Origin of the sequence: Vibrio sp. T20 (assembly GCF_007858795.1) — a bacterium.
GTDB lineage: Bacteria > Pseudomonadota > Gammaproteobacteria > Enterobacterales > Vibrionaceae > Vibrio > Vibrio satsumensis.
On record NZ_VFEB01000078.1, the window covers coordinates 191,714 to 207,148 of the forward strand.

At 45.0% G+C, this 15,435-nt stretch carries 9 protein-coding genes, 1 pseudogene and 1 other annotated feature (1 of these 11 running past the window's edge); of the genes and pseudogenes, 5 read left to right on the plus strand and 5 right to left on the minus strand.

What is annotated here, in order from left to right; translation table 11 throughout:
- Positions 1-314 precede the first annotated feature (314 nt).
- The gene (locus tag FTW16_RS07005) at positions 315-1,784 is read right to left on the minus strand and encodes a glutamate synthase subunit beta (RefSeq protein WP_146490537.1); all 1,470 of its coding nucleotides are present in this window, start codon (positions 1,782-1,784) and stop codon (positions 315-317) included.
- Positions 1,784-6,331: a glutamate synthase large subunit gene (gltB, locus tag FTW16_RS07010; RefSeq protein ID WP_146490538.1), complete on the minus strand. Its 4,548-nt coding sequence runs from the start codon at positions 6,329-6,331 to the stop codon at positions 1,784-1,786. Before gltB ends, FTW16_RS07005 begins: the two co-directional genes overlap by 1 nt.
- A gap of 531 nt (positions 6,332-6,862) precedes the next feature.
- Here gltB and FTW16_RS07015 point away from each other — a divergent pair.
- The 4 genes from FTW16_RS07015 (at position 6,863) to FTW16_RS07030 (ending at position 12,654) form a co-directional block, all read left to right on the plus strand.
- Positions 6,863-7,816, plus strand: coding sequence for a TIGR01212 family radical SAM protein (locus FTW16_RS07015; protein ID WP_146490539.1), 954 nt, complete (start codon positions 6,863-6,865; stop codon positions 7,814-7,816).
- Positions 7,817-7,907: 91 nt separating this feature from the next.
- The gene (locus FTW16_RS07020; protein WP_146490540.1) at positions 7,908-9,659 is read left to right on the plus strand and encodes a diguanylate cyclase domain-containing protein; all 1,752 of its coding nucleotides are present in this window, start codon (positions 7,908-7,910) and stop codon (positions 9,657-9,659) included.
- A gap of 174 nt (positions 9,660-9,833) precedes the next feature.
- Positions 9,834-12,203, plus strand: coding sequence for an aerobic respiration two-component sensor histidine kinase ArcB (gene arcB, locus FTW16_RS07025; protein WP_146490541.1), 2,370 nt, complete (start codon positions 9,834-9,836; stop codon positions 12,201-12,203).
- Positions 12,204-12,210: 7 nt separating this feature from the next.
- Entirely contained in the window at positions 12,211-12,654 is a 444-nt protein-coding gene (locus FTW16_RS07030) for a hypothetical protein (RefSeq protein ID WP_146490542.1), read from the plus strand.
- A gap of 125 nt (positions 12,655-12,779) precedes the next feature.
- Here the strand turns inward: FTW16_RS07030 and arcA are convergent, their stop codons facing one another.
- Positions 12,780-13,496: a two-component system response regulator ArcA gene (arcA, locus tag FTW16_RS07035; RefSeq protein WP_004741534.1), complete on the minus strand. Its 717-nt coding sequence runs from the start codon at positions 13,494-13,496 to the stop codon at positions 12,780-12,782.
- Positions 13,497-13,925: 429 nt separating this feature from the next.
- Positions 13,926-14,027 (minus strand): annotated as a pseudogene (locus tag FTW16_RS24710) (ribonuclease activity regulator protein RraA); the annotation flags it as partial.
- Positions 14,028-14,074: 47 nt separating this feature from the next.
- On the opposite strand from FTW16_RS24710, the gene FTW16_RS07040 reads away from it, so the two are divergent.
- Positions 14,075-14,560 carry a putative 4-hydroxy-4-methyl-2-oxoglutarate aldolase gene (locus tag FTW16_RS07040; RefSeq protein ID WP_146490543.1) on the plus strand — a complete coding sequence of 162 codons (486 nt, stop codon included), beginning with the start codon at positions 14,075-14,077 and terminating at the stop codon, positions 14,558-14,560.
- 65 nt (positions 14,561-14,625) lie between these two features.
- Here FTW16_RS07040 and FTW16_RS07045 read toward each other — a convergent pair whose 3' ends face one another.
- A complete protein-coding gene (locus FTW16_RS07045) occupies positions 14,626-15,102 on the minus strand; it encodes a ribonuclease regulator (RefSeq protein WP_146490544.1) in 477 nt (158 codons plus the stop codon).
- Positions 15,103-15,417: 315 nt separating this feature from the next.
- Positions 15,418-15,435 (plus strand) — a sequence feature (Thr leader region); it runs 101 nt beyond the window's last position.

A 15,435-nucleotide genomic window follows, 5' to 3' on the forward strand; every position in this document is an offset into this window, starting at 1 on the left:
GTGTTAACAAAACCTATTGGTTTTATTTTCACCAGCTTTACAACGTATAGCTAATTGTGTTTAAGGTCAAGTTCATGGTTAATTATCATGCGTAAACGCGATTAACCACGTAATAATCTAAAATAGTAGAGCGATATCAAAGAGATATAATAGATAGATGTTAATAAGATTTAACATGTACAGCGAGGGGAATATCGTAAGAGCCAGAAAGCAGAGAGAAAAAAGGCTAGCATCGAGTGCTAGCCAAATATAAAAGTTAGGAAGGGTGTTGCTTTTCCTCTAGGCTAACGTCATTGACGTTAGCCCGAGAAATATTATGCGGAAAGCATGAGTGAATCTGCTTTCGCTTCTAAGTTTGAGTTACCCATTAAGAAGTCATCAATGGCAATTGCACATTCACGACCTTCATTAATACAACGTACAACTAGAGATTGACCAGTACGCATATCACCAGCAGCGAAAACGCCTTTCTGGTTCGTTGCAAAACCTTCAGAAGCGACGTTACCGCGCTCGTCCAGTTTTATGTCTAGTTGAGCAAGCACACCGGTTGGCTCTGGGTGTAAGAAGCCCATTGCTAGGAATGCCATGTCACAAGGAATAACACGCTCAGAGTTCGCGACTTCATCAAAACCTGGACGCTCACCAGGTTTCGCATCTTGCCAAACGATGTCAGCAATACGTAGACCCGTCACTTGACCTTGATCGTTACCGATGAACTCTTTAGTCAAGATGTTCCAGTGACGTTCACAGCCTTCTTCATGAGAAGTCGTGGTCTTCATGATCATTGGGTATTGGGGCCAAGGCATGTTTGCTGGGCGTTTCTCTGGTGGGATCGGCATGATCTCAACCTGAGTAATACTTGCTGCTTTGTGACGGTTTGATGTGCCTACACAGTCAGAGCCTGTATCACCACCACCGATAACCACAATGTGCTTATCTTTAGCGTGAATCTCTTCAGTCTTAAGGTCTAAGTCGTTAGCACGGCGGTTGTTTTGACCAAGGAATTCCATGGCAAAGTGAACGCCTTTCAATTCACGTCCCGGGATTGGTAAGTCACGCGGAACCGTAGACCCCCCTGTTAGCAGCACTACATCAAACTCTTGGCGCAGTTGTTGAGCATTAACATCAACACCAATGTGTTGGTTAACTTTAAAATCAACGCCTGCTTCAGCCATTAGGTTGATCTTGCGATCAATGACATCCATGCCCAGTTTGAAATCAGGGATACCGAAGCGCAGTAGACCACCGACTTTCTCATCACGTTCAAATACTGTCACTGAGTGACCTGCACTGTTTAGTTGTTCAGCTGCAGCTAGGCCTGCTGGACCTGAACCGATCACCGCCACTGTTTTACCAGTGCGAGAGCGTGGTGTTTTAGGCTTTGCGTACCCTTCACGGTACGCAGTTTCTACAATCGTTTTCTCAATATTACAGATGGTGATTGGGTCTTGGTTGATACCCAGTACACAGGCACTCTCACAAGGAGAAGGGCACACACGACCTGTAAATTCAGGGAAGTTGTTGGTTGAACTTAGGATGTTCCAAGCCTCTTCCCAACTGTCACGATAAACTGCGTCATTGAATTCTGGGATGATGTTACCAATCGGACAACCGCTGTGACAGAAAGGTACGCCACAGTCCATACAACGAGAGGCTTGAGTATTGATTTTGTCACCAAACTCTTCGTTAAGTACGAACTCTTTGTTGTCTTCAATTCGAACTGACGGGTCGAGCTTCTTTGGAAGCTCACGACCGTGTTCTAAAAATCCAGTAGGCTTACCCATTATACTGCCTCCACTTCTTCCGTTTGTGCCTGTTGTGCTTCAGCTTTACGCTTTTCAAGAACCGCTTTGTAGTCGCGTGGCATTACTTTAATCAGTGATGCAACACTTGCTTCAAAGTTGTCTAGGAAAGACTGAGCAACTTCACTTCCTGTGAATTCAACATGCTTCGTTAGCATATCTAGTAGAAGATCTTTATCTTCTTGTTCAATTGGATCTAGGTCTACAAGTTCAGAGTTAAGCTTGGTTTCGAAGTCACCCGCTTTATCCCAAACATAGGCAACACCGCCACTCATACCAGCAGCAAAGTTACGACCTGTTGAGCCGAGGATAATTGCAACACCACCAGTCATGTATTCACAACCGTGGTCACCAACGCCTTCAACAACAACCTTCGCTCCAGAGTTACGAACACAGAAACGTTCGCCAGCCATACCGCGGATGAAAGATTCACCTGAAGTAGCACCGTAGAAACACACGTTACCCACCACGATGTTATCTTCAGCAACGATGGTAGATTTCGCATCTGGGTACAGTACCAACGTACCGCCAGATAGGCCTTTACCCCAGTAATCGTTCGCGTCGCCTTCTACTTCGAACTTCACGCCTTTCGCAAGGAACGCACCGAAAGACTGGCCAGCACTACCGTGGAACTTAACGTTCATTGGCTGTGGTAAACCTTGGTCTTTGTAAACCTTCGAGATTTCGTTTGACAGCATGGTACCTGCAGAGCGGTCCGTGTTGATGATAGGGAAGGTCGCATTCACGGCTTCACCTTTCTCAAGAGCTGGAATTGCAGCTTGAATCAACTTGCGGTCTAGAACGTCTTCTAGGTTGTGGTTTTGTTGTGTCTGGTTGTAGATACCATCTTCTTCACGCGCCTGCTCAATGTGCAGTACAGGTGTTAGATCTAGGTTCTTGTACTTCCAGTGACCGATGTCATCACGAACTTTAAGTTTGTGCGATTGACCCACCATCTCATCGATAGAACGGAAGCCAAGTTCAGCCATTACTTCACGCAGACCTTCAGCCATGTATTGGAAGAAAGTGACTACGTCTTCTACGCGGCCGTCGAAACGCTCACGCAGAGTCTTGTTCTGTGTTGCGATACCAACAGGACATGTATTCTTGTGACACTTACGCATCATGATACAGCCTTCAACCACTAGAGCTGCTGTTGCTACGCCCCATTCTTCAGCGCCAAGTAACGTTGCTACTGCAAGGTCACGTGGTGTTTTCATCTGACCATCAGACTGAACAACGATACGGTTACGTAGGCCATTTTTCAGTAGTGTTTGGTGAGTTTCCGCTAGACCCAGTTCCCAAGGCAGACCTGTGTGACGGATAGAAGACATCGGAGATGCACCCGTACCACCATCAAAACCTGCGATAAGTACCACGTCAGCTTTCGCTTTCGCTACACCAGATGCAATCGTACCTACGCCTGCTTCCGATACTAGCTTCACGTTGACACGGCCGTTACGGTTCGCGTTTTTCAGATCGTAGATCAGCTGAGCTAAATCTTCGATTGAGTAGATATCGTGGTGTGGCGGTGGAGAAATAAGACCTACGCCCGGAGTCGAGTGACGAGTTGCGCCGATCCAGTCATCAACCTTATCACCTGGTAGTTGACCACCTTCGCCAGGTTTCGCACCTTGAGCCATCTTGATTTGTAGCTCATCAGCGTTAGATAGGTAGTAAGACGTTACACCAAAGCGACCAGAAGCCACCTGTTTGATTGCTGAACGTTCCCAGTCGCCATTTTCTTTACGTTCGAAACGTGCTGGATCTTCACCACCTTCACCTGAGTTTGATTTCGCGCCAATGCGGTTCATCGCAACAGCCAGTGTTGAGTGAGCCTCATGCGAGATTGAACCAAAGCTCATTGCGCCGGTTGCGAAACGCTTAAGGATATTCTCGATTGGTTCTACTTCTGCTAGAGGAATAGAGCCTGCAGGGTTCTTGATGAAATCCAGTTGGCTACGTAGTGTTGCTGCGTTGTCGCCTTGGTCATCGACTGCTTTTGCGTACTTCTTGAACTGGCCGTAATCTTTGTTACGCGTTGATTCTTGAAGTAGAGAAATCGTTTCAGGGTTGAATAGGTGTTTCTCACCACGTTGTTTCCACTGGTAAACACCACCAACATCAAGGATCTGAGCTGGGATTTCACGAGCTGGGTAACCAACACGGTGACGAACCAGTACTTCTCGTGCGATATCGTCGATCGTTAGACCTTGAATACGAGAAACCGTACCAGTGAAGTATTTTTCAACCACTGACTTGCTGATACCAAGTGCTTCAAAGATTTGTGCACCGTGGTAAGACTGCAGCGTAGAGATCCCCATCTTAGAGAAGATCTTAAGTAGACCGCCGTTAACACCTTTACGATAGTTATCGAATAACTCACGTGGGTGTACGTTTGGATCTAGCTTCTTCGTACGTTGCAGTTCAACAATCGTTTCAATAACTAGGTACGGGTTAACTGCGTTCGCACCGTAACCGATAAGCGTTGCAAAGTGGTGTGTCTCACGAGCGTCACCCGTTTCAACAACGATGTCACACTTAGCGCGTAGACCTTTACGGATTAGGTGGTGGTGAACCGCGCCAACCGCCAGCATTGCTGGAATAGCGGCATGGTTAGAGTTAACCGCACGGTCGGTCAGTAGGATGATAGAGTAGCCATCAATCACTGCGTCTTCTGCGTATTGGCAGATACGCTTAAGTGCGCGCTCTAACTTACCTTGGTCGCCATTTGCTTGGAATACGATGTCCAGCGTCTTCGCTTGAAGGTGCTCGTTATCGATTGCACGCAGTTTTTCTAACTCTGAGTTAGACAGTACTGGAGACTCAAGTTCTACTTTTTGACAGTGCTCAGGTGTTTCAGCAAGTAAGTTCTGGTCTTTACCTAGGTAAGTGTTCAGAGACATAACCATGCGCTCACGAATCGGGTCGATCGGCGGGTTGGTTACTTGTGCAAACAACTGTTTGAAGTAGTTTGAAAGGTGCTGCGATTGGTGAGATAGAATCGCTAGCGGCCAGTCAGCACCCATTGCAGAAAGTGGCTCGTAGCCTGTTTTCGCAAGAGGTAGAATAATTTCGTTTACTTCTTCAGAGCTCACGCCAAACGATTGTTGTTTGTGGAGAAGTTTCTCTGGAGAAGGTTGGCTAAATTCGTTGCTCGCATCTGGTAGCTTTTTCAGGCTCAGAAGGTTCTCTTCAACCCACTTTTCGTAAGGTTGTGCTTTAGCAATGCTGTCTTTCACTTCTTCATCAGAAATGATGCGGCCTTGCTCAAGGTCAGCCACAAAAATACGACCTGGTTGTAGACGACCACGGTACTCAACGTTTTCAGGTGCGATCTCAACAACACCAGACTCAGACGCCATTACTAGGAAGTCGTCTTTAGTTACTGTGTAGCGAGAAGGACGCAGACCGTTACGGTCAAGTGTTGCACCTACTTGAACACCATCGGTGAAACATACAGATGCTGGGCCATCCCATGGTTCCATAACGTTCGCGTGGTACTGGTAGAACGCGCGACGAGTCGGATCCATGTTTTTGTTTTCTTGCCATGCTTCCGGGATCATCATCATCAACGCATGTGGCAGAGTACGACCTGAAAGAACAAGTAGCTCAAGCGCCATATCGAAGTTTGATGAATCCGAACTACCTTCCTGACAGATAGGCAGTAGCATGTCGATTTCAGCTTGTGTAAACAGATCCGATTCTAGGATTGCTTCACGTGCTTTCATCCAGTTCAGGTTGCCGCGAACCGTATTGATTTCGCCATTATGCGCGATGTAACGGAAAGGCTGAGCTAGACGCCAACGTGGGAATGTATTGGTAGAGAAGCGAGAGTGTACAAGTGCTAGAGCTGTCACCATGGTTGGGTTTTGCAGGTCTAGGAAGTACTGAGGAACTTGTTCAGTTGTTAGCTGACCTTTGTACACCAATGTCTTGTAAGACATAGAGTTGATGTAGAAGTCATCACCGATATTTGAAACGCTTTCTAGGCATACACGAACCGTGTAGTTACGTAGAACATACAGTTTACGCTCAAGTTCTTCTGGTGTGATACCAGGGCCGCCAGAAATAAATACGTGTTCAAATTGAGGTTCAGTGCTTAGTGGGTCAGCACCAATCATTGAATTGTCAGTTGGAAGCTCACGGTAACCGATAACTTCTAACTCAAGGCGTTGTGCATTGCGTTCTAGAATGTCACGACACTGTGCACGTTTGTGTTCATCTTTAGGGAAAAGTACAACACCAACACCATATTTTTCAAAAGATGGCAGCTTAATTCCAAGCTCTACGGCTTCTTCTAGTAAGAATTCGTGCGGCTTCTGTAGCAGGATACCTGCACCATCACCAGAACACGGATCGCAGCCTTGGCCGCCACGGTGTTCCATACGTGCAAGCATATCGAGTGCTTGAGTTACTACATCATGAGATTTGCGATTCTTTAGATGCGCAACAAAACCGATACCACAAGCGTCATGCTCCAATTCAGGAGTATACAGACCCTGTGAGTTCTGCTCTTGATCTACCATAGATACATCCTTCCAGTTAAATCTAGGCGCAACTTATTTGTATAAAGTCAGCCTTGTCCTTTTATATTTATGGGTCTAAACCTGCCTATGCTGGCGGTTTGAATCCTTTCCGTATCTCGCAGGAAAAGTATTGCGAGAAAAACAATCCTTAGTGATATCCGTTTATTTTTAACCACAAACTAGTGGTTTATATAGGTGGGATATGGATATCACCGACTTATTAGCAAGTTTTAGTTGTAAGTAAATACTCAAAAATAGCCAATATGTGTAAGTATCCTACAATTTTGTTTAGGCGAATTGCAATGAAAGTTGAACCATGTAGACCATTTTTTTCGTTTTATTTTGAATTTAATGTCTAACAAATGTGCAACATTAGGCAAATAGAGCCGATTTTTTGCATGTTTATTGATATTTGTTAGGTTGCTCGCAAAAATCCTTGAGTAAACTAATTGGTCGAATTTTGCAGGGATGTAATTTTTTTTCAAAAAAAAGACTGATATTCATTCTTATTTACTTGAGTGCTTTGAAAATATGCAATTACATGAGTTAGTTAATACTATCGGCCAAGATCTTCAACGCCGTTATGGCGAGAAGGTTCACAAGCTGACGCTTCATGGTGGTTTCAGCTGCCCAAACCGAGACGGAACCATTGGTCGCGGGGGCTGCACTTTTTGCAACGTGGCCTCCTTTGCTGATGAACAAACTCAAATTCAAAGCATTGCTGACCAGTTAAAAGATCGCGCAGGTGAGATTGCTCGTGCCAAGAAGTATCTGGCTTACTTTCAGGCTTACACCAGCACTTATGCAGAGGTGCAAGTGCTCAAGAATATGTATGAAGAGGCGCTAAAAGCACCCGGTGCAGAGATCGTCGGCCTTTGTGTTGGCACGCGACCAGACTGTGTGCCTGATGCGGTGTTGGATCTATTAGCGGGCTACGTTAAACAAGGCTATGAGATTTGGCTCGAGCTCGGCCTACAAACGGCCAATGATAAAACCCTCAAGCGAATTAATCGCGGACATGATTTTGCGGTGTATGAAACGATCACCCAGCGCGCACGAGCTTTAGGCATCAAGGTATGTACTCACCTTATTGTCGGCCTGCCCAAAGAGACCAAAGCGGATAATCTTGAAACCTTAGACAAGGTATTAGCGGTGAGAACTGATGGTATTAAGCTGCACGGCCTTCATATAGTAGAGGGCAGTACCATGGCTAAGGCGTGGAAGGCAGGAAAGCTAGAAGCCCCAAGCCTTGAAGAGTATATTGATATCGCGAGTGAGATCATTCAACGCACGCCTGCGGAGGTGGTTTATCACCGTGTTTCTTCAGCGGCGAGACGCCCAACGTTACTCTCTCCTTTGTGGTGCGAGAACCGCTGGTTAGCGATGACTGAAATAGGCCGTTCGCTCGATAAAACCGGTGCTCAAGGCATCAAAACTGGTTCTGCATTCGAGTACACGTTGCCTGTTTTAAACGCAGCCAATTAATAGAAATGGGTGACTGTAGGTAACAGCAGATAAAACCAACAAATAGTGGTAACATTTCCCTCACAGATTTTATGGTATAGATTGAGAGTAAATGGAACTGGTAATGACTTGGTTGTGGGACAGGGCGTATGGCTACGGTATTTATATCGTTGTTGTATTGCTGATTGCTCTCATCTGCTGGCATCTCTATTCTCGTTATCAGTCGCATATCGAAACGCTTCTACTTGCTACCCCGTCGCCACTCTACTTTGTTGATGTTCGAAGTGGCGAAATACTCTATGCCAATCGCCAAGCCATGCAGTTGCTTGGTATCCGCCAAATCGGTGTTAATTTTCGCTTTCCTACTGTGGAAAGTGAGAGCAGCTTTCGTCACTACTTAACCAATCACATTAACTCTCGAGCCTTCGAGCAGGTCTCCCTGTGGGCGCTTTCTGAATTTGAGTCGTTCAAGATCAACTTGGTCGGTCGTAAGATCCATTTTAGAAATAAGCAGGCTTGGATGATTCACGCCTCACCTTATAAAAACACTAACGAAGAACTGTCCCAAGAAGTTCGAGAACTGAATGTTGCTCGTACCGCGTTGGATTCTTTGTCTGAGCTGATCTACGTGAAAGATAAAAAGGGTGAGTTGGTCGCGAGTAATCGCTCGTTTAAAAAATTTTGGCACGGTCGCCCGGAAGAGGGCACCTTGAGTGTTTCTGGTGGTGCATTAAAAGGCCGTGTTAGTGAGCGTTCGTGGACAACCGATCAGGACGGCAAAGGGTGTTTGCTCGAAACTTATCAAAGTGTATTGCTCTCGCAAGATGGAGAAACCATCGGCACGCTCTCTATTAGTCATGATGTGACCGATTGGCATGATATGCAGCAGAAATTGCGTGGCGAAATGGAGAAGCGTAAAGATACCGAAGTGGCACTTGCGCAACGTGACACCATATTGCAAAACATCTTGGAAGCGAGCCCAGACTCGATTGGTATCTTCAACGAAAACATGGTTTATCAAGCGTGTAATAAACCGTTTGTGGCGGCGCTTGGTATCTCTGCGGTCAGTGACCTAGTGGGTAAGCGCCTGCAAGATGTCGTTCCGAATAGTATGTATATGCGTATCTCAGACACTGATCATCAAGTGCTTCATCATGGTAAATCGTTACGCTATATCGATAAGGTCGTCTCTAGTGATGGAGAATACACTTGGTACGATGTCGTGAAATCACCGTTTAGAGATCCAGTATCCAGTACTAATGGTGTTTTGATCATGGCGCGTGATATCACCGAGCGTTATCTCGCTGAGCAGAAGCTTGAAGAGGCCAACCTTGAACTTGAACGTCTCAGCTTTATGGATAGTTTGACCCAGGTTTCCAACCGACGCCGTTTCGACGAACAGCTCTCTACACTGTGGCATTATCATGTGCGTGAGAAGTTACCACTGACGATCATGTTGTGTGATATCGACTTCTTTAAAGGCTACAACGATTTTTACGGACACCAACAAGGTGATGATGCTTTGATTCAGGTTTCGCAGGCATTTAAGCAGGTGTTGAATCGTTCATCTGATTGTGTGGCTCGTTATGGTGGCGAAGAGTTCGGCTTTATTCTGCCAAATACAACGACCGACGGTGCTCAGTTGGTGGCGCAGCGTATTCATGACGAAGTCCTAAAATTGGAACTTGCGCATGAGAAGTCGACAGTCTCTGAATTCATCACGGTGAGCATTGGTATTATCTCTTACATTCCGACACCTGATGATGAAATGGAATCGGCTGTTGCCTTGGCTGACAGTGCGCTGTATCAAGCAAAATCTGACGGTCGAAACCGTTCTATGGTGCATCCATCCTCAATTCGCTAACTCTATAAAATCGGTGATTTGTCCACCTTTGTCTGTTTTGGTTGTTCAGTATTTATATTAATTGGATTAACCTGCGATATTGCCGCTGATCTCTTTCTGCGTGTGATGTAGCTAGCTTACCTCCTATCTTCAAACAGGGTAGAATGTTGCTAGTCTTATCGCATGGAGCGCTAAATGAAACCCATGAAAAATCTTGCCCAGTATTACGTGGATCTACTCGTAAAGCTGGGGATTGTCCGCTTTTCTATCTTACTCGCCTTAGCGCTTGTTGCCCTCGCTGTTGTTGTGCAAGTCGGCATTACCCTCGCACTTAAAGGTAATGTTGATGATATCGACATTGTCCGTTCAGTTTTTTTCGGCTTAGTGATCACGCCTTGGGCGGTTTATTTCTTATCGGTGGTCGTTGACCAGTTGGAAGAGTCTCGTCAGCGTCTAGCGAAACTGGTCTCTAAACTTGGCGACATGCGAGAGCGAGACCAAGAGCTCAACAATAAATTGCAGCTCAATATTGAGAAGCTTAATCAAGAAATTGAAGAGCGTGAAAAAGCGGAGGAAGCACGTGCAGAAGCGATGCACGACCTTGAGAACGAGGTGTTCCAACGTGAGCGAACTCAGCTTGAACTGGCAGAGCGAACGGCACTATTGCGCTCGTTTATCGATGCTTCTCCTGACCTTATTTACTACCGTAATGAAGAAGGTGTTTTCTCTGGTTGTAACCGTGCGGTTGAAGAGCTCACCGGCAAGACAGAAAAAGAGCTAGTCGGTTTGACGCCTTGGGATGTCTACAGTAAAGAGGTCGCTCAACAAGTTGTGGAAACCGATAAGAAGGTGTTTGCCGATAACCAAGCGCTAACTTATGACCAGTGGCTTGAATATCCTGACGGACGTAAGAGCTACTTCGAACTGCGTAAAGTACCTTTCTACAGTAAAGATGGTCGCCACTTAGGCTTAGTGGGTTTCGGCCGTGATATTACCGAGCGTAAAGAGCATCAAGAGTCGCTAGAGAAAGCCAGTCGTGATAAGACCACCTTTATATCAACCATTAGCCATGAGCTAAGAACACCGCTTAACGGCATCATTGGTTTGAGCCGCATGCTGCTCGATAGCCAACTGACCACTGAGCAGCGCAAGCAGATGCAAACCATCAAGGTAAGCGCAGTGACACTGGGTAATATCTTTAACGATATTATCGATATGGATAAGTTCGACCGTCGTAAGCTTGAGCTATTCCCAACCCCAATCAACTTTGAAGATTTCGTTGTTGAGATCGAAAGTATCTCTGCATTGATGGCTGAACAAAAAGGGTTGAGGTTCGATCTAGAAAGGTTGTCTGATCTTCCTGCTGCCGTTGAAGTCGATGGCACTCGCCTAAGACAGGTGTTGTGGAACCTTGTAAGTAACGCAATGAAGTTCACCAAAGATGGTGGCGTGGTGATGACAGTCAGCGCCGACATTGATGGCGACTTTGCCAACATCACGATGGAAGTAGAAGACACCGGGATTGGTATCCCTGAAAGTGAAATCGAGAAGATCTTCGCGATGTATTATCAGGTCAAATCCGGAACGGATAATCTGCATGCGGTGGGCACAGGTATTGGCCTTGCTGTCTCACAACAGCTGATCAATATGATGGATGGGCACATTGAAGTGACCAGTGAAGAGGGCTTTGGTAGTACCTTTACGGTTTCGATTCGTGTGCCTGTTAATCACGATACTCAAGCATTGATTAAAACACCAAGAAAGCAGTCGAACCTTAAGATCTTCATGGTCGAAGATATTGAACTGAACATCACGGTGGCTCGCTCTCTACTCGAAAGCCTGGGTCACGAAGTGACGGTGGTGATGACGGGTAAAGAGGCGCAAATTGCCTTCAACCCTGAAGACTATGACTTGGTACTGTTGGACATCCAACTGCCAGACATGACTGGCTTCGACATCGCTCAGTACTACCGCGAGAAGTACAGCCAGTTACCACCTTTGGTTGCGTTAACTGCCAACGTGTTAAATAACAAACAAGAGTACTTCCAGAAAGGCATGGACGAGGCGATCAGTAAACCATTGTCGGTTCGAGCTATCCAAGATGTCATCAGTGAACTTATCGAAGATGCACCAGAGGTTATTGAGAAAGTCGATAGCACGGATAAGGTTGAGATTATTGAGAAAGTCGATGCAAGTAAGCCTGTTCTTTCAGCTATTGATACCACTTTGCTTGATATTGATATGCTAGAGTCTTATGTTGATATTGTTGGACCGAAACCGGTTTTGGATAGCATCGTGATGTTTGAAGATATGATGCCGGAGTATATGGAAATATTGAACTCCAACATGGTCGCGAAAGACAAAGCCAGTATCGTTTCCGAGGCACATAAGATTAAAGGTGCAGCAGGGTCCATTGGCCTGAAACGTATCCAGCAAGTGGCTCAGAAAGCTCAATCTCCAGATATGCCTGCGTGGTGGGAGAACATTTCAGATTGGGTTGATGAAATAAATAACGAATACCAGAATGACATTGAAGTCTTAAAGAGTTGGTTAAATCAAAGGTAGAAGAATAATGAAAAAATTAGCATTCGCCGCATGCGTAGTGGCATTAGCGGGTTGTTCTGCGCCGCAAGTAGAATGGCAGCAAGATAATCAAGTAGAAGTATCTGCAGCAACAGTCACAATGAAAAGCAACCTTTGGCACAACAAGATGCCAACGATTGGAGAAGCTCAAGATAAGACACTACACGGTTCTATCTACCTAGAGTCAGACTCACAGCTACCAGCAACACTTGCGGTGGAGAGCGTGACCGTTAAGCAAGGTGCAGATACCTTGCTAGTAACGGCTGACGACCTTGATCTAAGAACACATAGCGAGACTCAGTGGGAAGTGGCGTTTGTATGGCAGTTAGAGATCGACAGCGAAAAGCCTGTTGATGTTGCGGTTGAGCTGAGAGACGGTGAAACTGTGAAGTGGCTGGTGGAGAAAGACGTTAAGGTTGATACGGTTTACTAAAGCCTTATCAATTAAGAAGAATAAAAAAGGGAGAATGCGTTGGCATTCTCCCTTTTTAATAACTATTGATTGCGCTTCTACTGTTAAAAACACCGAGTGTTAAACGACCAGAAACGCCAATCGAATTAGTCTTCTAGGTCACCACAGAAGCGGTAGCCTTCACCGTGAATCGTTGCAATGATTTCTGGCGTACCAGAAACAGATTCAAAGTGCTTACGAATACGACGGATTGTTACGTCTACAGTACGATCGTGTGGCTTAAGCTCACGGCCAGTCATCTTCTTAAGAAGGTCTGCACGTGTTTGGATCTTGCCTGGGTTCTCACAGAAGTGAAGTAGAGCACGGAACTCTGAACGAGGTAGCTTGTAGCCTTCGCCATCTGGGCTAACCAGAGAACGGCTGTTGATATCTAGTACCCAACCGTTGAACTCGTACTTCTCAACGCTGCGCTTTTCTTCTTGAACAGAGCTTGTGCTCATTGAACGGTTCAGAAGGTTGCGTGCACGGATAGTCAGTTCACGAGGGTTGAAAGGCTTAGTGATGTAGTCATCAGCGCCGATCTCTAGGCCAAGGATCTTATCAACTTCATTATCACGACCAGTTAAGAACATAAGTGCTACGTTTGCTTGCTCACGTAGTTCACGCGCAAGTAGTAGACCATTCTTACCTGGAAGGTTGATGTCCATAATTACAAGGTTAACTTGGTTGTCAGATAGCACTTGGTGCATCTCTTCACCGTCGCTAGCCTCAAAAACAGCATATCCCTCTGCTTCAAAAATACTCTTTAGAGTGTTACGAGTTACTTGCTCATCTTCAACGATAAGAATCTGCGGGGTTTGCATTTGGCGGTACCTAAATTTGTGACGAAACTGTGCTAATAGAATAAATTCTAGGCAAAAACATAACATACAGGTAATGTATTTTTGATGATAACTTAAAGTTTTCAAAAAAACACTTACTTCCAGCTATCTGCCTTCCTTGAAGTATTGCCCAATAACGTAGATCCAGTACGCCTTTCAATCATTCTTTTAGTGATTGCAGAGGATTCTATAATGTTAACAGCATGCTAACAACGCGAGAATGTTAATTCCATTCAGTTTGTTGATTTACATCAATTGCCGTATCGCAACAAACTTTAATAGTATGGCTACAACTTAACCAATGTTATGGTGACTATTTAGTACCAAAACAAGAATGATTATTCGAGATGCTTCGGACATCTCGGTTGCTAAAGACCGGATTATTAACCAAGGAAGCTGAAAGCTTTCCTAAGAGTCTAGTAGATAAATATGCTCAATCAACTTTTATTGAGTAATAAATTGAGCATAGAACAATGAAAACAAAGGATTAATTTTAATAACATATAAAAGCATAGAGGCTCACCTGACTTAACAGGTAGCGCCTTACTCACGGAGGATATATGCACGATATAACACCTGACTTGTGTGATGAGTTTGAAAGCAAAGTCACCCTACTGAATATGCCATTACAGAACTTCGGTCAACGTGGTACGTTCTTTGGAAAAATTGTAACAGTTCGTTGTTATCACGATAATTCCAAGGTTCGCGAGGTTTTAGAGACAGACGGCTGTGGCAAAGTGCTTGTTGTTGACGGGAATGGTTCATGCCAAAAGGCGCTGCTTGGTGATCAACTCGCGATTCTCGCAATAGAAAATGGCTGGGAAGGCGTGATTGTAAACGGTGCTGTGCGTGATGTTGGCATGATGTCGCAAATGGATCTTGGTGTTCAGGCATTGGGTGCATCGCCATTCAAGACGGAGAAGCGCGGCGTAGGCCAAGTGAATGTTACGCTATCGATACACAATCAACTGATTCAGCCTGGGGATTACATTTATGCCGATTGGAATGGTGTGTTAATTTCATCTGAGCTATTGCTTGAATCATAACTGGTACGTAACTAGTAAAAGAGGCTTGAATACGTAACATATTCATCGATATCAAGTTAATTGGATTAGAAGCGAAATCCTAATCCCACTTCAACACCTTGCTGCCACTCTTCATAATCAAGAGTGGCATGCAAATCTAAATTGTCGGTCAGCTGTACTCGGCTAGAAACTTCTGCGGCCACCGATTTCTCATTGTCTTCGGTTTCATCTTTATAGGTGTGTAGAGAACTGTTGAAAGAGACTCTTTCTGAGAACTGATAACTGACACCACTCAAGAATCCGCTTTCCTGTTTCAGTGCAGCACTATTGATACGTGTACCGACATAAAGATCCACATCCGAAAACAAACTATATGAATAGCCACTGTCTATTTTCCAAGTATCGAAGCTTTCATTCGATGCGTTTTGGGTGGAGATAAAAAATTTATGAGAAGAGCGATCGATTTGACCGGGAAGCAGAGGCAAACTATTTAGAAGAGGTAAACTGTTCGCTGAACAAACAACAGGCATAGCCAAGGCTATAAGAATAAGTAATCTCTTCACTTCCCACTCCTGATGTCATTATTATTGTTTTTCGAACGTTATCGTTCAATTAAAGCACAGAATTTGTACGCTCGCCGCACAATCGATATAGCATTTTGTTATTAGAATATGCAATTAGCTACTTATATTTGCTCGGTGAGTCAATTCAGTATCTTAATTGAAGGTTAATACAGGGTGTTTTATCCCTAAAATGATGGTTTGCTCTGAAAAATGGTGCGAATGTAAAAAAAACGCAACTTTTCATTGACGTCTAGTGGTAAAAATTGATACACGTAGAGTAAAGCACAAGCAGAGAATTTGATATGCAGCACGTAAGCCACCTAGTAATGACCA